The 17327-nt window shown below is 70.7% G+C and carries 20 protein-coding genes; 14 read left to right on the plus strand and 6 right to left on the minus strand.

All coding sequences use genetic code 11. The features are described 5' to 3' along the window. Positions 1-5: 5 nt before the first annotated feature. From folE to lysS, 10 genes are all read left to right on the plus strand, one after another. Positions 6-596, plus strand: a complete 591-nt coding sequence (gene folE, locus BLP38_RS13300; protein WP_091358723.1) for a GTP cyclohydrolase I — start codon at positions 6-8, stop codon at positions 594-596. Beyond that, positions 593-1402, plus strand: a complete 810-nt coding sequence (gene folP, locus BLP38_RS13305) for a dihydropteroate synthase (protein WP_091358726.1) — start codon at positions 593-595, stop codon at positions 1400-1402. The genes folE and folP overlap by 4 nt, the downstream gene beginning before the upstream one ends. Further along, positions 1399-1767: a dihydroneopterin aldolase gene (gene folB / locus BLP38_RS13310; RefSeq protein WP_172824707.1), complete on the plus strand. Its 369-nt coding sequence runs from the start codon at positions 1399-1401 to the stop codon at positions 1765-1767. The genes folP and folB overlap by 4 nt, the downstream gene beginning before the upstream one ends. Then, positions 1764-2300 carry a 2-amino-4-hydroxy-6-hydroxymethyldihydropteridine diphosphokinase gene (gene folK / locus BLP38_RS13315; RefSeq protein WP_091358731.1) on the plus strand — a complete coding sequence of 179 codons (537 nt, stop codon included), beginning with the start codon at positions 1764-1766 and terminating at the stop codon, positions 2298-2300. Before folB ends, folK begins: the two co-directional genes overlap by 4 nt. Then, positions 2297-2788 (plus strand): DUF3180 domain-containing protein, encoded by a 492-nt coding sequence (locus BLP38_RS13320; RefSeq protein WP_091358734.1) that lies wholly within the window; start codon positions 2297-2299, stop codon positions 2786-2788. The genes folK and BLP38_RS13320 overlap by 4 nt, the downstream gene beginning before the upstream one ends. Further along, entirely contained in the window at positions 2733-3305 is a 573-nt protein-coding gene (locus BLP38_RS13325; RefSeq protein ID WP_091358738.1) for a PH domain-containing protein, read from the plus strand. The genes BLP38_RS13320 and BLP38_RS13325 overlap by 56 nt, the downstream gene beginning before the upstream one ends. After that, the gene (locus BLP38_RS13330) at positions 3302-5011 is read left to right on the plus strand and encodes a PH domain-containing protein (RefSeq protein WP_231916515.1); all 1710 of its coding nucleotides are present in this window, start codon (positions 3302-3304) and stop codon (positions 5009-5011) included. Before BLP38_RS13325 ends, BLP38_RS13330 begins: the two co-directional genes overlap by 4 nt. Beyond that, positions 5008-5712, plus strand: coding sequence for a DUF2520 domain-containing protein (locus BLP38_RS13335; RefSeq protein ID WP_091358741.1), 705 nt, complete (start codon positions 5008-5010; stop codon positions 5710-5712). The genes BLP38_RS13330 and BLP38_RS13335 overlap by 4 nt, the downstream gene beginning before the upstream one ends. After that, a complete protein-coding gene (locus BLP38_RS13340) occupies positions 5709-6452 on the plus strand; it encodes a formylglycine-generating enzyme family protein (RefSeq protein ID WP_091358744.1) in 744 nt (247 codons plus the stop codon). Before BLP38_RS13335 ends, BLP38_RS13340 begins: the two co-directional genes overlap by 4 nt. Positions 6453-6629: 177 nt before the next feature. Then, complete coding sequence (lysS, locus tag BLP38_RS13345; protein ID WP_091358748.1) at positions 6630-8153, plus strand: lysine--tRNA ligase; 1524 nt, start codon at positions 6630-6632, stop codon at positions 8151-8153. On the opposite strand, the gene BLP38_RS13350 is transcribed toward lysS, so the two are convergent. The 5 genes from BLP38_RS13350 to BLP38_RS13370 all read right to left on the minus strand — a co-directional run bounded on the left by BLP38_RS13350 (position 8146) and on the right by BLP38_RS13370 (position 12278). After that, positions 8146-9633: a PH domain-containing protein gene (locus BLP38_RS13350; protein ID WP_091358751.1), complete on the minus strand. Its 1488-nt coding sequence runs from the start codon at positions 9631-9633 to the stop codon at positions 8146-8148. The two genes, lysS and BLP38_RS13350, sit on opposite strands and share 8 nt — an antisense overlap. Then, positions 9630-10148: a PH domain-containing protein gene (locus tag BLP38_RS13355; protein WP_091358754.1), complete on the minus strand. Its 519-nt coding sequence runs from the start codon at positions 10146-10148 to the stop codon at positions 9630-9632. Before BLP38_RS13355 ends, BLP38_RS13350 begins: the two co-directional genes overlap by 4 nt. A gap of 178 nt (positions 10149-10326) precedes the next feature. Then, positions 10327-11091, minus strand: a complete 765-nt coding sequence (locus BLP38_RS13360) for an ABC transporter permease (protein ID WP_231916516.1) — start codon at positions 11089-11091, stop codon at positions 10327-10329. Continuing rightward, entirely contained in the window at positions 11069-12001 is a 933-nt protein-coding gene (locus tag BLP38_RS13365) for an ATP-binding cassette domain-containing protein (RefSeq protein WP_091358760.1), read from the minus strand. Before BLP38_RS13365 ends, BLP38_RS13360 begins: the two co-directional genes overlap by 23 nt. 82 nt (positions 12002-12083) lie before the next feature. Next, positions 12084-12278 carry an aureocin A53 family class IId bacteriocin gene (locus tag BLP38_RS13370; protein WP_018185747.1) on the minus strand — a complete coding sequence of 65 codons (195 nt, stop codon included), beginning with the start codon at positions 12276-12278 and terminating at the stop codon, positions 12084-12086. 312 nt (positions 12279-12590) lie between these two features. Between BLP38_RS13370 and BLP38_RS13375 the strand changes: the two genes are divergently transcribed. After that, positions 12591-12791, plus strand: a complete 201-nt coding sequence (locus BLP38_RS13375) for a hypothetical protein (RefSeq protein ID WP_091358764.1) — start codon at positions 12591-12593, stop codon at positions 12789-12791. Between the two features lie 14 nt (positions 12792-12805). Here BLP38_RS13375 and BLP38_RS13380 read toward each other — a convergent pair whose 3' ends face one another. Further along, the gene (locus tag BLP38_RS13380; protein WP_091358766.1) at positions 12806-13468 is read right to left on the minus strand and encodes a response regulator; all 663 of its coding nucleotides are present in this window, start codon (positions 13466-13468) and stop codon (positions 12806-12808) included. A 155-nt stretch (positions 13469-13623) separates the two neighbouring features. On the opposite strand from BLP38_RS13380, the gene BLP38_RS13385 reads away from it, so the two are divergent. From BLP38_RS13385 to BLP38_RS13395, 3 genes are all read left to right on the plus strand, one after another. After that, positions 13624-14865: a sensor histidine kinase gene (locus tag BLP38_RS13385; protein ID WP_231916517.1), complete on the plus strand. Its 1242-nt coding sequence runs from the start codon at positions 13624-13626 to the stop codon at positions 14863-14865. A gap of 96 nt (positions 14866-14961) precedes the next feature. Further along, positions 14962-16020, plus strand: a complete 1059-nt coding sequence (locus BLP38_RS13390; RefSeq protein ID WP_091358770.1) for a LacI family DNA-binding transcriptional regulator — start codon at positions 14962-14964, stop codon at positions 16018-16020. A gap of 19 nt (positions 16021-16039) precedes the next feature. Then, positions 16040-17326, plus strand: a complete 1287-nt coding sequence (locus tag BLP38_RS13395) for an extracellular solute-binding protein (protein ID WP_091358773.1) — start codon at positions 16040-16042, stop codon at positions 17324-17326. Position 17327 lies beyond the last annotated feature (1 nt).

Here is a 17327-nt window from a genome sequence, read left to right on the forward strand (position 1 = left end):
CGCGCATGGCGGTCGACCGCGAGCGCGTCTCCGAGCTGGTGCGGGAACTGCTCGTCGCCATCGGTGAGGATCCGGAACGTCCCGGCCTGAAGCTGACTCCGCAGCGCGTCGCCGACGCGTACGCGGAGTTCTTCGCGGGTGTGGGAGAGGATGCCGCGGAGCCGCTCGCGCACACCATCTCGGTCAGTCGCGGGCCGGCCCCCGACACGCTCCCGTCGGGTGCGGTCATGCTGCGCGACATCCGATTCCGCTCCGTGTGCGAGCACCACCTCCTCCCGTTCGCGGGGCACGCGCACGTCGCGTACCTCCCCGGCGAGCAGGTGGTCGGACTCGGCGCCCTGCCGAAGGTGATCGACATCCTGGCGGCCCGCCCGCAGGTGCAGGAGCGCCTGGGGGAGCAGATCGCCGATGCGATCGCCGGATCGATCGACACCCGCGGCGTCCTCGTCGTGCTCGACGCCGTGCACGAGTGCGTCACGATGCGCGGGGGACGGCAGCCCTCGGCATCCACCGTCACCGTCGCCGCCCGGGGCCGGTTCACCGAGCCGGCCGAGCGCGCGGAAGCGATCGCCCTGCTGACGGGCGGCCGGACGTGACCCTCGTCATGGGGGTCGTGAACGTCACGCCGGACTCCTTCAGCGACGGCGGACGATACGCGTCGCACGATGCGGCGATCGCGCACGGTCGTGCGCTCGTCGCCGACGGCGCCGACCTGCTCGACGTCGGCGGGGAGTCCACCCGGCCGGGGGCGACGCGCGTGGCGCAGAGCGACGAGCAGAGCCGCATCCTGCCCGTGATCGAAGCGCTCGCCGCCGAAGGCGCGGCGATCAGCGTCGACACGATGAACGCCGGCACGGCTGTCGCCGCCGTCTCGGCGGGAGCGCGCGTCGTGAACGACGTCTCGGGCGGCCTCGCGGACCCCGACATGCTCGCGGCCGTGGCCGGCACCGACGCGGACGTCGTCCTGCAGCACTGGCGCGGCCACTCCGCCGACATGTACCGGACCGCCGTCTACGACGACATCGTCGCGGAGGTGATCGGCGAGCTCGGTGAGCGCGTCGCCGCGGCGCGGGCCGTCGGCATCCCGGATCACCGCATCGTGATCGATCCGGGCTTCGGCTTCGGCAAGACGCCCGAACAGAACTGGCAGGTCGTTCGGGGCCTCCACCGGCTCGTCGGCGGCGGACACCGCGTGCTCGTCGGCGCGAGTCGCAAACGGATGCTGGCGGTCGCCGCGTCGAGCGCGGGCATCGACCTCACCGGCGAGGACGACCTCGACCTCGCCACGGCGGTCACGAGCGTCCTCGCCGCCCAGGCGGGGGTCTGGGCGGTCCGCGTGCACGAGGTCGGCGCGACGCGTCTCGCCCTCGCGGTGCGGACGGCGTGGGAGGGTGAAGGATGATGACCGACGAGATCGCGATCACCGGCATCCGCGCCACCGGGTACCACGGCGTGTACGAGCACGAGCGCCGCGACGGGCAGGAGTTCGTCGCCGACCTGGTCCTGTCGCTCTCGTTGGCCCGTGCCGCCGCCACCGACGACGTGACCGACACCGTCCACTACGGCGAGGTCGCCGAGCGGGTCGCCGCGATCCTGGCGGGCGATCCCGTCGACCTCATCGAGACCGTCGCCGAGCGCATCGCGACGGCCGTGCTGTCGGGCTGGTCCCTGGTCGACGCCGTCGCGGTCACGGTGCACAAGCCGTCCGCGCCGATCCCCGTCCCCTTCGGCGACGTCGCCGTGACGGTCCGGAGGTCCCGCGCATGAGCCGCCGTCTGGCCGAAGGGATGCCGCCGAAGGAGCCGCGCGCGGCAGGGCCTGCCCATCGCGCGGTGATCGCCCTCGGCGCGAACCTCGGCAACCGCGGCGCGACCATCGACGAGGCGATCGCGGACCTCGGCCGGTTGCCCCTGACGTCCCTCGTCGCCGCCGCCGACCCGATCGAGTCCGTCGCGATCACCCTCGGGGGACCGGATGCCGACGCCCCCCGCTACCTGAACACGGTGGCCCTCATCGACACGAGACTGGCCCCGACCCTCCTGCTCGGCTACCTGCACGCGATCGAAGGGCGTCACGGGCGGGAGCGCCGCGAACGGTGGGGGAGTCGAACCCTCGACCTCGATCTCATCGCCTACGGCGACGTGCGTTCCGATGATCCGGCACTCGTTCTGCCGCATCCCCGCGCCGCGGAGCGCGACTTCGTGCTGGATCCGTGGCTGAGCATCGACCCGGATGCGGTGCTGCCGGGCGTCGGGAAGGTCGCCGACCTGCGCGCAGAGCTCCCGGGGGGCGCCGCATGACCCGCACGAAGCCGCTCCTCCTCGCGGCCGTCGCCGTGGTCGCGGGTATCGCCGGCTTCTTCGTCGACCAGATCCTCACCGGCATGGGGCAGCCGAGCTTCACTCCGTCGCCGCTGCTGCCGATCCTGCTCGTCGCGCTGGGCGCGGCGGTGGTCATCGCCGCCGTCCCCGTGCGTCGCGCGACGGTCGGGGCAGCGGCTCCGGTGGATCCGTTCCGCGCCCTCCGCATCGCCATGATGGCGAAAGCGTCGAGCATCGTCGGCGCCCTCGTCGCCGGGTTCGCCGGCGGACTTCTCGTCTTCGTTCTCACACGACCGGTGTCGCCCTCGTTAGGCTCGACGGGTGCGGTGGTCGCCGCGCTGGGGGGCGGGCTGCTCCTCGTCGGCGCCGCCCTCGTCGCCGAACACCTGTGCACCATCCGGAAGGACGATGATGACGACCAGCCCGGACCCGAGGAACCCGGCTACGGGCTCTCCCACTCCGACTGACGAGACCTTCACCTCGATCCTCGAACCCCGGGGTGCCTCGCGGCTGCCGCTGGGTGACGGAGAGTGGCGCCAGCTGTCACGCAAATACGTGATCGGCCAGATCGTCGGCTACCTCGTGCTGATGGTGCTGGCGGCCGCGGCCGTCCTCACCCTGTGGCTCATGTTCGAGGCGACCTGGCCCTTCATCCCCGGCGCCATCATGTTCGCCGTCGCGCTCGTCGCCCTCATCGTCACGCCACGTCAGGCGCGGTCGATCGGCTACCAGCTGCGCGAGGACGACCTGGTCTTCCGCCGCGGCATCCTCTGGCAGCGGATGGTGTCCGTCCCGTACGGCCGCCTCCAGCTCGTGGACATCACCCACGGCCCGCTCGATCGGATACTGGGGATCGCCCAGCTGAAGCTCGTGACCGCCGCGGCATCCACCGGCGTCACGATCCCCGGGCTGCCGCAGGGTGACGCGGAGCAGCTGCGCGACACGCTCATCGAGGTGGCTGAGACCCGACGGACCGGTCTGTGAGCGATCTCGACCCGCAGTCCGCGCCGGCGCCGCAGGCCTCCGCGTCGGCAGCGCAGGCCTCCGCGCCGCCGCCCGCCGCGGTGCACTCCGACATGAGCGACGGCGAGTGGCACCGGATGCATCCGCTGTCGCCGCTCCTGCGCGGCGGACTGACGCTCATCGTCATCATCGGCATCCTGGTGGCGAACCTCCGCGACCGCATCATCGCCTTCTTCCTGCCCGAGAACTTCCGGTGGGACGAGGAGGATCCGGTGGACTTCGTCCTGGAGAACGGCATCGCGATCCAGGCGATCGTCGTCGTCGTGGTCGGGCTCGTCGTCCTCCTGGCGATCTTCTGGACGGCGTGGCGGTTCCACACGTTCCGCATCACGGGCGACGAGGTCGAGGTGCGCAGCGGCGTGCTGTTCCGCACGCACCGGCGGGCGCCGCTGGACCGCGTGCAGGGCGTGAACCTCACCCGCCCGGCGCTCGCGCGCCTCGTCGGGCTCGCGAAGCTCGAGGTCGTCGGCGCGGGCCTCGACGCGAACGTCAAGCTCGAGTACCTGTCGACCCGCAATGCCGAGACGGTGCGCGGTGACATCCTGCGGCTCGCATCGGGACATCGCGCGAAGGATGCCGCGGCACGCCCCGCCGCCGCGAACGGGCGCCTGAGCTCGCGGGTGAGCGCCGGCCTCAGCGAGATCGTCGACGGCGTCGACGACGACGGCACCGAACCCGAATCGATCGTGCGGGTGCCGATGTCGCGCCTCATCCTCGCGGGGCTGCTGTCGGGGTCGACGATCTGGTTCGTGGCGATCGTGATCGCCGTGATCGTCGGGCTCGTGCTGCAGCCCGTCTGGATCATCCCCGCACTCGGTGCGTCCATCCCGGCCGCGATCGGTTTCGGCACCTACGCGATCCGCCAGTTCATCAAGACCGTCCGGTACTCGATCGCGCCGTCGTCGGCCGGCGTGCGCATCACGTTCGGCCTCCTCACGACGGTCACCGAGACCCTCCCGCCGGGTCGCGTCCACGCCGTGGACGTCCGGCAGCCGCTGCTGTGGCGGTGGGGCGGCTGGTACCGGATCCGCGTCAACAAGCTCTCGGGGCGCTCGGCGAGCGATGCGTCGGCCGCGCAGATGGGCGATGTGCTGCCCATCGGGACGCAGGCCGACGTCGAGCGCGTCCTCCGCCTGCTCCTGCCGTCGATCCCGATCGACGCCGCGCTGCTCGACGCGGGACTGCACGGGCCGCGCGACGGGGACGGATACCTCACCTCCCCGGCTCGGGCGCGCGTCATCGATCCCCTCACCTGGCGGCGCAACGGCATCCTCGTGCTGCCGCAGGCGGTGCTCATGCGCACGGGACGCCTCTGGCCGAAGCTCACGATCCTGCCGCTCGCGCGGCTGCAGTCGGTGCGCATCTCGCAGGGTCCGCTCGCGCGCCGCTTGGGCCTCGCAGCCCTCACGGGTCACACCGTGATGGGACCCGTCGCGGGGACGATCGAGTCGCTCGATCACGAGCAGGCCTACGCCCAATGGAACGCGATCACGGCCGCTGCGGTGGCCGAGGCATCCGCGGAGGGTGCGTCGTCGACGGAGGAGGCCGGGCGGAACGCGGTGGAGGTGGAGTGGCCGGATGCCGCGCCCGTCGCTCCGTCGCTCACCCCGCCCGCGTCGCCTGAGTCGCCCGCGGTTCCGCCCGCGCCGCCGGCGGAGGAGCGGTGACCCGCGAGGGGCGTCTCGGTGTCGGTGCCATCGGCGCCGGCCGGGTCGGTCCCGTCGTCGCGGCTGCGCTCGCCGGTGCGGGGCACGCCCTGACCGGGATCACCTCGGGTTCCGACGATGATCGTGTCGATGCCATCCTCCCCGACGTGCCGCGAGTCAGCGCCGAGGAGGTCGTCCGGCGCAGTGAACTCGTGGTCCTCGCCGTGCCGCATGACGAGCTGGCGGGGCTGGTGTCCGGCCTCGCCGAACTCGGCGCGTGGCAGGTGGGACAGATCGTGATGCACACGGATGCCGCCCACGGCATACAGGTGCTCGCCCCGGCCGCGGCGCGGGGGGCGATCCCCATCGCCATCCATCCCGCGATCGCCTTCACGGGCACCTCCACGGATCTGCGCGCCCTCAAGGACGCGTACGCGGCAGTGACGGCACCGGCCGCCGTCCTCCCGATCGCGCAGGCGCTCGCCGTAGAGATGGGATGCGAGCCGGTCGTGGTCGCCGACGTCGATCGCGCCGCGTACGGCGAGGCGATCTCGACGGCGACGGCCTTCTCGTCGTCGATCGTCCAGCAGGCAGCCGACCTGCTGCGGGATGCCGGCGTCGAGGACCCGTCCCGGTACCTGTCGGCGCTCGTCCACACGACGATCGACCGCGCGCTGAGTGCTGCCGCACCTGCACTCGGCGACGGGCCGCCGCTGCCGTGACCGACGTGGAGCTCGCCCGGGTCCCCGCGGGCAGCGTCGAACTCCACGACGCGCGTCGCCGTCGGCGCTGGACCGTCGCGCTCGAGCCCTTCGAGATCGGTGTCTACCCCGTCACCCAGGAGCAGCTCTCGGAGGTGATCGGGGTCGCGGCATCCCACCCCCGCCGCCCCGCCGTCGAGGTGAGCTGGCTTCGCGCGGTGCGGTTCTGCAACGCGCTGTCGGAGTGGGAGGGGCTCGATCCCGCCTACGCCGTCGACGGTGAGGAGGTGCGGTGGCAGGTCGACAGCGACGGCTTCCGGCTGCCGACCGAGGCGGAGTGGGAGTACGCGTGTCGCGCGGGCTCGACGGGCCCGCACTACGGCCTCCTCGCCGAGGTCGCGTGGACCGCCGGTGACGGCGTGACCTCGCCGCAGCCGGTCGGCGGCAAGCTCCCGAACTTGAACGGCCTGTTCGACACGCTCGGCAACGTCTGGGAGTGGTGCTGGGACTTCCTCGACACCGAGCGCTACGACGACTACCGCGTGTTCCGAGGCGGTGGGTTCGCCGACGACGCCTGGAGCGTCCGCGCCGGTACCCGCCGCGGGGGAGGACCGCGCATGACGCACGACGACGTCGGGTTCCGCGTTGCGCGGGGAGGCTTCGACGCTGAGGATGCCGCGCAGGGGTGGTCGGCCGCGTTCGACGCGGAGCGTGCCGCGGGCGGCGACCCCCGCCCGCCCGGCTGGACTGCGCGCCGCTGAGCCCGGCGCCGCGGGGTGTTCGCGGATGCAAGGGATCGTGCGCGACACCCCGGGGTGGGGTGCCGCGAGGCGGCGTGTCGGGGCGGATCTCTTGCATCCGCTGACGCGCCGCTCGCGGGAACCGCCCGGGAGCCCGTCGATAGACTGAAGGGTCGAATCCCCGAGGAGCCCCCGAACATGACCGACGCGTCCGCGCCCACGCCCGCTGAGACGACCGAAGAGGACGTCATCGAGCAGAAGGCGGTCCGTCTCGCGAAGCGGGAACGGCTGTTGAGCGAACGAGCGGATGCCGCGGGTGGCGCCTACCCCGTGACCGTGCCCGTCACCGACACGATCTCGGCACTGCGCGAGCGGTTCGCGTCGCTCGGGGCGGGCGACGAGACCGGTGAGACCGCGTCGGTCGCCGGTCGGATCGTGTTCAGCCGCAACACCGGCAAGCTCTGCTTCGCCGCCCTCCAGTCCGGCGACGGCAGCCGCATTCAGGCCATGGTCTCGCTCGCCGAAGTCGGCGACGAGTCGCTGCAGGCGTGGAAGGAACTCGTCGACCTCGGCGACCACGTCTCGGTCACCGGTCAGGTCATCTCCAGCCGCCGCGGCGAGCTGTCGATCATGGTCACCGACTGGACGATCGCCGCGAAGGCACTGCTGCCGCTCCCGAACCTCCACTCGGAGCTGAGCGAGGAGAGCCGCGTGCGCTCGCGCTTCCTCGACCTGATCGTCCGCGACACCGCGCGCGAGACGGTCGTCGCCCGTGCCAAGGTGAACGCGTCGCTGCGGCGCACGTTCGACGCGCACGGCTTCCTCGAGGTCGAGACCCCGATGCTGCAGGTGCAGCACGGCGGCGCGGCGGCACGCCCGTTCATCACGCACTCGAACGCGTTCGACACCGAGCTGTACCTCCGCATCGCACCGGAGCTCTTCCTCAAGCGCGCCGTCGTCGGCGGCATCGACCGCGTCTACGAGATCAACCGCAACTTCCGCAACGAGGGCGCCGACTCCACGCACAGCCCCGAGTTCGCGATGCTCGAGGCGTACCAGTCCTACAGCGACTACAACGGCATCGCCGATCTGACGCAGGAGCTCATCCAGAACGCCGCGATCGCGGTCGCCGGCTCCACCACCGTCACGTGGGCCGACGGCACCGAGTACGACCTCGGCGGTCAGTGGGACCGCATCTCGATGTACGAGTCGCTGTCGGATGCCGCCGGTCGCCGCATCACGCCCGACACCTCGTTCGAGGAGCTCCAGACCTTCGCGGCCGAGTCGGGCGTCGAGGTCCCCGAGAAGATCGCGACCCACGGCAAGCTCGTCGAGGAGCTCTGGGAGCACTTCGTGAAGGGCGGACTCGAACGCCCGACGTTCGTCATGGACTTCCCGCTCGACACGTCGCCGCTCGTGCGCGAGCACCGCAGCATTTCCGGTGTCGTCGAGAAGTGGGACCTCTACGTCCGCGGCTTCGAGCTCGCGACGGGCTACTCCGAGCTCGTCGACCCCGTCATCCAGCGAGAGCGCTTCGTCGAGCAGGCGAAGCTCGCCGCGCGCGGCGACGATGAGGCGATGCGCGTCGACGAGGAGTTCCTCCGCGCACTCGAGCACGGCATGCCGCCCACCGGCGGCATGGGCATGGGCATCGATCGCCTGCTCATGGCGATCACCGGCCTCGGCATCCGCGAGACGATCCTCTTCCCGCTCGTCAAGTGAGAGCGGGCGCGGGCGCACGACGATGCGTCCTCGCCAACGGAACCGTCGCGGCGATCCGAGCCGACAGCGCGTCGACCTCCGCGGGGCGGAACCGGAGCGCACGGAAGGTGCGCGGCATCCCCGCGTAGAAGCACACGTCGGCGACGAGCGGATGCCCCGCGAGCCGACTCGTGCCCACGATGTGCACGGCCGCGGCGGACAGCACCGTCTGCCGTTGCACGACATGGCTGACGAGGAGGACGACCCGGTCGGAACCCGCATCGACCCGCAGCCGTGAGCAGAGGACGACCGTGACGGGCCAGAGGACGGCCACGACGACCGCACCGGTCGCGAGCACGAGCAGCGGCGGCCACCCCTGCCCCGCGGCGACCCCGCCGGCGAGGACGGCGGCAGCGATCAGCCCGGCGAGCACGACGGTTCCCGTGCCAGCGGCGCGCGCGCCCCGGTCGCCCGTGAGCAGTCGCGTCGACGGGTCCCCGCCGAACGCCTCGCGCAGCAGGTGTTCGACGACCCGGCGGGGAAGAGACGGAAGCAGCAGGTTCGTGCCGAGCTGCGCGGCCGAATCCGTCGTCAGAAGCGATAGTCGGACGCGTCCGAGCAGCGTCTCCACGATGTTGCGCTGCAGCACGACGCCGATCGTCGTCGCCCGCGAGACGCTCCGGGTGTGGGTGGAGAACAGGCCGTACGAGATCACGATCCGGTCGCCCGGCATCCGTCGCACCTCGAACGAGGCGTACCGCACCACCGTCAGCGCCAGGCCGAGCGTCACGATGCCGATGGTGATCGCCACCGCCCAGACGACGGGGGGGAGCGGCAACCATTGCCCGAGCGCCGCGTCGGCGCCGAACAGCTCCAACGTCTCGGACACCCCCAGCGCCGCGCCGCCGCCGATGAGGGCGAACTGGCCGTAGACGACGCTCGCGAGCAGCAGGTGCGCCAGCCGCACCCGGTAGAGCAGGATGCCGGGAGTCGGGAGCGTCTGCGCGGCAGGCTGCTCGGTGGTCCCGTCATCCTCGGCCGTCCCGAGCGTATGCCCGGCGCGCGCCGTCACCTCGCGATGGAGGTCTTCGTCGACCGCCCACAGGTGGACCTTGGTCCGCTCGTCGCCGGCTTGGGACAGGGTGAGGACGCGCAGGTCCCACCGGGCGAAGGCCCAGGACTGCCTGCTGTCGACCGTTCCGATGTCGGCCCAGGCGAGGGACTGCTGGCGTCGCGTGAACGCACCGGTCGTCACCACCAGGTGCTCCGGGGTGAGCGCCACCCGGGTGAAGGTCCACCGCCAGACCGGTTCGCACACGAGCACGGCGATCAGGGGGGCGAGCGCCAGCCACGCCCAGGCGCCCGGCCACACGGCGGGTCCGAAGAGATAGACGGCGCCGGCGATGAGACTGCCGACGAGTTTGGGAGAGGACTCCAGGTACGACGCCGGAAGGTAGCGCAGCGGAAGACGCCGGGGGACCGCGTCGGCCGGGACGGTCACCGCGCCGGCTCCGCCTGCGCGCGCAGCACGGTCGCGCGGATGCGCTCGGCCGCGAGCGGCTCGAGTGGGCCGAGGCCCTCGACCTCGGAGATGCAGGTGAACCGCACGCTCACGGCGTCGAACGCGCGCAGCAGCGGCCCCTGCACGACCTCGACATTCAGGATCTGGGCCGTCGCGATGACCGTGGTCCGCCGCCAGAGCCAGCCGCGCGTGATGTAGACGTAGTCGGCCGTCGCGGTGTAGCTCGTGTTCTCGACCTGCTTGCGATTGAGCCAGGGCAGTTCGATCAGCAGGGAGACGACGGCGAGGAAGCCGACGACCACCCAGAGGGCCGTGCGCCACGCGGCGTCCGGGAGGAAGGCGACGGCGACGGCGAGCACCGTCGTGACGAGGACCGTGGTCGCACCCTCGCGCACGTTGAGGTAGGTCAGTGCGCGGGGTGCCAGCGCCAGTTCACCGGGGGTGCCGTGCGCAGGCGGGTATCCCGAGGGTGGGGTGCTCGTGTGCACGGTCATGGTCCCGATACTCCCGCACCGATTGCCCCGGCGGACATCCGTCCTGTGTGGATTCTCGGGAGATCGAAACCTCGGCGCGCGTAAACTAGTCGCGCTTCATCTCGATCCGATTCGAAGCACCCCTGGCTGGCGTCTTGACCGAGACGCCAGCCAGACCCCTTTTCGGAGGGGGCGCCGGTCATTGCACGTCGGCCCGCTGATTGCGGGCGAATCCGATGGCGAGCGGGACGACCAGCCACAGCAGTCCGGCGGTCAGCGCCGGACCGATCCCGCCCGTCCCGCTGCCGGCGTCGGTGATGGCCGTCAGCCGGAACCACGATCCGATGCCGTGCGGGATGAGCATGAGCAGCGGGTCGATCACGAATCCCTGCACGAGCGAGAACACGATGGCGATCGCGACGCGCTGCGTCGCCGCGCCGTACGCGACGCCCGACACGGTGCCGACGGCGGCGCTCCAGAGCAAGACCGCGATGCTCTCGGCATCCGCGTTCCACACGATGGTCGCGCTGGCGGCGAAGGCCAGGCCCGCGGTGAACACGACGGCCAGGACGGCGGCGACGGCGACGAGGACGGTGCACACGACGACCGCGGTCAGCGCCTTGGCGAGAAAGACGATGTGTCGGCGGGGCTCGAGGGCGAACGTCGTCAGCACGTCCCGCGACTGCCAGTCGGCGGCCATGATGAAGATCGCCAGGATGGGGACGAACACGGTGACGGCCGCCCCCATGCCGAGGAGAGCGCCGGAGATGCTCACCGATTCGGCGTCGACGAGCAGCGCGATCACGGCGACACCGACGCCGACGACGACCCAGAGCGCCGCGGTGAGGCCCAACGCCCAGCGCGTCCCCCGTGTCGTCCGGACGTTCCGCAGTTCGGCCCGCAGGCTGCGGCCGAAGCGGCCGGACGTCTGCGGGAGATTGTCAGCGAGGATCAAAGACGTCACCTTCCACTCGGTACTGGCCGCGCGTCAGTCGACGGTAGAGGTCGCTGATCGACTCCCGGTCCTCGGCGAGTTCGTCGAGCACGATGCTGTCGGCGATGCAGATCTCGCTGAGGGAGCGGGGGTCGATGCCCACCGAGAAGCGCCCGTCCTCGGGACGCACGCTGAACGGGATGCCGCGGGTCGTGAGCGCGCGCCGGAGCAGGTCGGGGTCCACGGCGATCGCCGTCGCGTTCTTCTCGGCGGTGAGGTCGCCGACCTCGCCGGAGTAGCGGATGGCGCCTTCGCTGAGGACGACGATGCGATCTGCGAAGGTCTGCAGCTCCTGCAGGAGATGCGTCGAGACGAGGACGCAGCCGCCCGTCGTATGCGCGTGATGGACCAGAGTCGATCGCAGCCAGTCGCCGGTCTCGATGTCGAGACCGTTCATGGGCTCGTCGAGGATGAGATGTCGAGGCCGACCGACGAGCGCGACGGCGAGGGCGACCCGCTGCTTCATCCCGAGGGAGAGCGCGCCGAAGCGTCGACGTGCGGCAGAGGCCAGGCCGAGCGTGGCGATGAGTTCGCCGACCCGCTCGCGCGGTGAGCCGGTCAGGATGGCGGCCGTCGCGAGGGTGTCCTCGACGCTGCGCCCGGGGTGGTGGGCACCCGGGTCGAGAAGCGCTCCGACGGTGCGGCCGGGCTGTGCGAGGTCGCGGAAGAGGATGCCGTCGAACGTGGTCGATCCGGCGTCGGCGATCGTCAATCCGAGCATGGCGCGCATCGCGGTGGACTTGCCGGAGCCGTTCGGGCCCAGCAGGCCGGTGACGGTCCCGGAGGGGATGTCGAAGGAGACGTCGTCGAGGACACGCTTCGCGCCGTACGCCTTCGAGACGCCACTCACGCGGATGCCGGTGTCGGGATGCTGCGGCACGGGTCTTCTCTCCTTCGATGTCGGAGGGGGCGGTGTCCCGATGGGACGGCACGCACGTGGTGCCGTCCCATCAGGGCATCTCTCAGCCGATGCCGAGAATTCGCAGGATGTAGTCGACGATCGTCGCGAACGAGATGCCCGCGTTGATCCACTCGAGCACGCGACGCCAGTTGTTGCGTGCCCACGCGGTGATGCGACCGACCTGGCCGGCGACGGCACGGCCCCAGCGGCCGATGTTCGCGATGACCCACGCGATGAACCTCAGAACTGCCCCCATGATGTTTCCTCTCGATCCGTTGATTGTTGTCAGTGACGCTGCGTTCGTGACCGCGATCGCAGCGCCGGGAGTGACGCTACCCAGGCCTCGTGCCACTGTTCTTGAGTCGAAAGGCCCCAAGGGCGGCGCGGGGGACGCAATCGGCATCCGCCTTTAGACGCAACTGATCCACGGTGTGTGCCGTCCCCGGACGGAAAGCGCTCGGGCGGCGTATCAGGCCGCGCGGACCGCAGCTAGGCTCCGAGGCGTTCCCACCCACATCGACGCGCGGCAGAGACTCGGATCCCGTTCGTCCGCGACCTAAGGAAACCCATGGCTGACAAGAAGCGGACCGCCGCCGACGGTGCGGCATTCGCCGCCCTGTTCATCGTCGCGCTGGCGGTCAACATCTGCCTGGCGGTCTTCACCGACGTCGAGGTGATCCTGCGGTGGGGGATCACCGCCGTGGCCGGCATCGTCGCGGCCGCGACGGCCTACGCGATCGTGTCGCGTCGGAGTCGTTCGCGCAGCTAGGAGCTGCCCCGCGTTCAGGGGAGTCTGATGACGCCGGTGGTCGCCGCGTAGAGAAGGACCTGCACCCGGTCGCGCACGCCCCACTTCGTCATGATCCGGCGCAGATGGGATTTGACGGTCGCTTCGGACAAGAAGAGGTCGCGTCCGATCTCGGCGTTCGACATCCCCTTCGCGAGCAGCTCGAGGACGTCGAGCTCTCGGCGTGAGACCTGTTCTGCAGGAGTCAGGGTGACCGTGGGTTGCCCCGCGGCCGGCGTGCCGATCCGGCGGACGAGGTCGCGTCCCGCGACCGACGACAAGACGAACCCGCCATGGTGCGCGCTGCGGATGGCGGCCGTGATGTGCTCCGGCTCGGAGTCCTTCACGAGGAAGCCGACGGCGCCGACCCGGAGAGCGCTCGCCACGGTCTCGTCGGACCCGTAGGTCGTGATCGCGATGGTCCGCGCCGACGGGAGGTCGACGGCCAGTTGCTCGATCGCGCGGATACCGTCCCCTCCCGGCATCCGGATGTCCATCAGGATCACGTCGGGCTTCAGCTCGAGGCTCAGGCGGACCGCGCTCGGACCGTCGCTCGCCTCTCCCACGACCGTCATCCCCGGTTCTGCGTTCAGGAAGACCTGGAGCGCCCGCCGAACGAGAGCTTCATCGTCGGCGATGAGAACTCGGATGGGGTCCATGCGATCAGCATAGGCGGGGGTTTTGCGTCTTGCGGTCACGCGATTGCGTCTTGAGGACGAGCGCAATCGGCGGCTCCACCCGTCAGGATGAGCCCAGGGCGTGCCGGGAGATCGTTCCCGCACGAAATCGAGATGGGGAGAGAAAGAATGTACCGATGGATCCCGTTCGCGAATCAGCCGGCGTACCTGTGGACGCATCTGTGCCGGGTGCTCGGCATCTGCCGATAGCCGGCCTGCGCGGCGCGGGCAGAGCAGCCCGCGCCGCGCACCGCGAGCTCTGGGAGTACGTCCTCCCCCCGACCATCGCCCGCATCACCATCGTGCTGCTCCCCCTTCTGGCGGGGGTCGAGGCGGTCTGGGCGCACCTGACATCCGGAGGTCCCTTCTCCTGGATCGCCGTAGCCGCCCCCCTGCTGACCAACAGTGCGATCATCGCGATGGCCTGGCGACCCGCGTGGGGAGCCGGTGTGCTCGTGCTCGCCGGATTCGTCGCCGTCGCCGCGGGGCAGAGCGGCGAATATCTCACCGCGGTCGCGATGAGCGTCGGGGTGGTCTTCTTCTGTTGCAGTGCGACACTGTCGACGGCGTACGGGATCTCCGCCGTCGCGTGGGTCGCGGCGATCGCCACCATGCCGCCCGGCCTCGAGGTCGGCGGCGTCGTCGCCGTGTTCGTCATCGGGTTGCTGTCGGCCACAGTGGGGCGTGGTTTGCGCAAGGTCATGCGCCGCAACGTCGTGCTCGCCTCCCAGGTCGATGCCCACGAGGCCCAGCTCGACGCGGCCCTGCTGGCGGAGCGCACCCGCATCGCCGATGAACTCCACGACGTCATCGCGCACGAGATCTCCATTACCGTCATGCATGCTCGCGTCCTGGAACGCACGGACGACCCCGAGACGCGGGCGGGTTCGCAGCGCGCGATCGTCTCGGCGTCTGCTCAGGCGTTGACCGACACCCGCCGCGTGCTGCAACTGATCCATGGCCGTACCGGCGGCGACGGTGTCACGGATGCCGGCGCCCCCGGCATCCGTCGGGAGATCGACTCCCTCGCCAAGAAGCTCCGCGACCTCGGCCATGAGGTGCGCACGGAGGTCACCGGCGACTCTGCGCTCGCCGGCATCATCGACACGACGCTCACCCGCGCCGCACGCGAGGCCGTCACGAACATCGTGAAGCACGGTGCGCCGGCCATGGTGATCGATCTGTCCCTGGTGCTCACCCCGCACACCGTCGTCCTGTCCGTCGTCAACGATCCTCACCGCGCCGCGTCCGACCCGCGCCCCGGCCCTGCCTTCGGACTCGCGCGGCTTCGCGAGCGCGTGGAGGTGCTGAGCGGGACGTTCGCCGCGGGCCCGGATGACGGCCGGTGGCGCGTCCGGGTGGAGTTGCCTACGCGCTGAATCCGGCGTCGCGTGCGGCGGCGTGAATGTCAAGGTCTTGCTTTTTCGGCGCCTGAACCGGTTTAGTAGATCAGGTTCGCCACGAAGGAGTGACCGATGCCCCCTGAGACCCGTCCCACGATCGCGGACGTCGCGCGGGCCGCGGGCGTCAGCAAGGGACTCGTCTCGTTCGCTCTCAACGGCCGCCCCGGCGTCGCCGCCGAGACGCGGCAGCGCATCATGGACACCGCCGCGGAACTCGGATGGACGCCGAGTCTGAGCGCCCGGTCGCTCAGCGTTGGCCGCGCATTCGCGTGCGGACTGGTCATCGGCCGCAGCCCCGACGTCATCGCCGCCGACCCCTTCTTCCCGTCCTTCATCGCCGGGCTCGAGGACGAGTTCTTCGTCACGGGGCAGGCGCTCGTCCTCGCCGTCGCGAACCCGGGTCGTCAGGAGGCCGACACCTACCGGGCGCTCGCCTCAGACCGCCGAGTGGACGGCGTCATCCTCACCGACATCCGCGTCGCAGATCCGCGCATCGCCCTCCTGGCAGGGCTCTCCATCCCCGCCGTCACCCTCGGTGTCCCCGACGTCGACTCGCCCTTCGCCTCGGTCTCGTCGGACGACGGTGCCGGCATCCGTCTCGCCGTCGAGCATCTCGCCGGGCTCGGGCACCGCCGCGTCGCCCACGTCGCGGGACCCTCGGGAATGCTCCACGCTCAGCACCGCCGCGATGCGTTCCTCGATGCCGCGGATGCCGCGGGCCTCGACGTCGCCGTCGTGGAGACCGACTTCAGCGCTGCCGACGGTGCGCGGGCCACGGCATCCCTTCTGGACGAGGCGACCCCGCCGACAGCGATGATCTACGCGAACGACAGTATGGCCGTCGCCGGCATGGGTGTCGCCCACCGGCGCGGGCTGCGCGTGCCGGAGGACCTCTCGATCACCGGATTCGATGACACCGAGATCGGCCGCTGGGTGCATCCCGCTCTCACGAGCGTCGCCACCGACGCCCGCGGGTGGGGCGTCACGGCAGCGCGGACCCTGCTCGCCGCGATCGCCGGAGACCCGCCCGCGCACATCGACCTCCCCGATCCCACCCTCGCCGTCCGGGGTTCGACGGCACCTCCACGGCCGCGCGGCGCGCGTCCGACGACAGCAAGAGAGCACGAGTAACCGAACGAAGGAGTAGGACATGCAACGACGCATCCTCATCACGGCAGCCGGCGCAGCCGGTGTGCTCGCCCTCACCGCGTGCGGCGGCGGCGGCGGAGGTGGCGGCGGCGACCTCGAGAGCCGCGGCGACATCACCATCTGGTACTCCAACAACGAGGCCGAGATCGGCTGGGGCAAGAAGATGGTCGAGGCGTGGAACGCGGATCACCCCGACGAGCAGGTCAAGGCCCAGGAGATCCCCGCCGGAGCCTCGAGCGAAGAGGTCATCGGCGCGGCGATCACGGCGGGCAACGCTCCCTGTCTCGTCTTCAACACCTCTCCGGCAGCGGTGCCCGGCTTCCAGCGCCAGGGCGGCCTCGTCGACTTGTCGACCTTCGAGGACGGCGACGACTACATCACGGCCAGGAGCGGCGACCTCGCCGACCAGTACCGCTCCGACGACGGCGACTTCTACCAGCTGCCGTGGAAGTCGAATCCCGTGATGATCTTCTACAACAAGGCGCTCTTCGAGAAGGCCGGGCTCGATCCCGAGAACCCGAAGCTGTCCACCTACGACGAGTTCCTCGAGACCGCCCGGATGCTCAAGGAGAAGGGCGTGTCCGAGTACGCGATCAACCCCGCTCCCACGAGCGAGTTCTTCCAGTCCTGGTTCGACTTCTACCCGCTGTACGCGGCGCAGACCGGCGGGACGCAGTTGCTCGAGGACGGGAAGGCCACATTCGACGACGACAACGGTAAGGCCGTCGCCGACTTCTGGCGCACCCTCTACGAGGAGCAACTGGCCGGCAATGAGCAGTACCAGGGCGACGCCTTCGCCGACGGGTACGCGGCCATGGCGATCGTCGGTCCTTGGGCGATCAGCGTGTACGGCGACTCGATCGACTGGGGCGCCGTCCCCGTTCCGACGCAGAGCGGGACCGCGGCCGGCGACACCTGGACGTTCAGCGATGCCAAGAACGTCGGCATGTTCACCGCGTGCAAGAGCAAGGGCACGGCGTGGGATGTGCTCAAGTTCGCCACGAGCGAGGAGCAGGACGGCGCTTGGCTCGAGGCGACCGGCCAGATGCCGTTGCGTCAGGACCTGACGGGCACGTATCCGGACTACTTCGCCGACAACCCCGCCTACGAGCAATTCGGCGATCAGGCCGCACGCACGGTCGAGGTCCCGAACGTCATCGGGTCGGTGGAGATCTGGCAGGCCTTCCGCGACGGCTACTCGAAGTCGGTCATCTTCGGCGAGACGCCGGTCGATCAGTTCCTCTCCGACACGGCGGCAGAGGTCGACAAGCTGGCGTCGGCGGGCTGAG

The organism is Microbacterium sp. LKL04 (genome assembly GCF_900102005.1).
GTDB lineage: Bacteria > Actinomycetota > Actinomycetes > Actinomycetales > Microbacteriaceae > Microbacterium.

Excerpts from the sequence above, each read along its gene's own strand:
- folE (WP_091358723.1), top strand. The coding sequence starts at position 6 with ATGGCGGTCGACCGCGAGCGCGTCTCCGAGCTGGTGCGGGAACTGCTC.
- folB (WP_172824707.1), top strand. The coding sequence starts at position 1,399 with ATGATGACCGACGAGATCGCGATCACCGGCATCCGCGCCACCGGGTAC.
- folK (WP_091358731.1), top strand. The coding sequence starts at position 1,764 with ATGAGCCGCCGTCTGGCCGAAGGGATGCCGCCGAAGGAGCCGCGCGCG.
- BLP38_RS13320 (WP_091358734.1), top strand. The coding sequence starts at position 2,297 with ATGACCCGCACGAAGCCGCTCCTCCTCGCGGCCGTCGCCGTGGTCGCG.
- BLP38_RS13325 (WP_091358738.1), top strand. The coding sequence starts at position 2,733 with ATGACGACCAGCCCGGACCCGAGGAACCCGGCTACGGGCTCTCCCACT.
- lysS (WP_091358748.1), top strand. The coding sequence starts at position 6,630 with ATGACCGACGCGTCCGCGCCCACGCCCGCTGAGACGACCGAAGAGGAC.
- BLP38_RS13355 (WP_091358754.1), bottom strand. The coding sequence starts at position 10,148 with ATGACCGTGCACACGAGCACCCCACCCTCGGGATACCCGCCTGCGCAC.
- BLP38_RS13370 (WP_018185747.1), bottom strand. The coding sequence starts at position 12,278 with ATGGGGGCAGTTCTGAGGTTCATCGCGTGGGTCATCGCGAACATCGGC.
- BLP38_RS13375 (WP_091358764.1), top strand. The coding sequence starts at position 12,591 with ATGGCTGACAAGAAGCGGACCGCCGCCGACGGTGCGGCATTCGCCGCC.
- BLP38_RS13380 (WP_091358766.1), bottom strand. The coding sequence starts at position 13,468 with ATGGACCCCATCCGAGTTCTCATCGCCGACGATGAAGCTCTCGTTCGG.
- BLP38_RS13385 (WP_231916517.1), top strand. The coding sequence starts at position 13,624 with ATGGATCCCGTTCGCGAATCAGCCGGCGTACCTGTGGACGCATCTGTG.
- BLP38_RS13390 (WP_091358770.1), top strand. The coding sequence starts at position 14,962 with ATGCCCCCTGAGACCCGTCCCACGATCGCGGACGTCGCGCGGGCCGCG.
- BLP38_RS13395 (WP_091358773.1), top strand. The coding sequence starts at position 16,040 with ATGCAACGACGCATCCTCATCACGGCAGCCGGCGCAGCCGGTGTGCTC.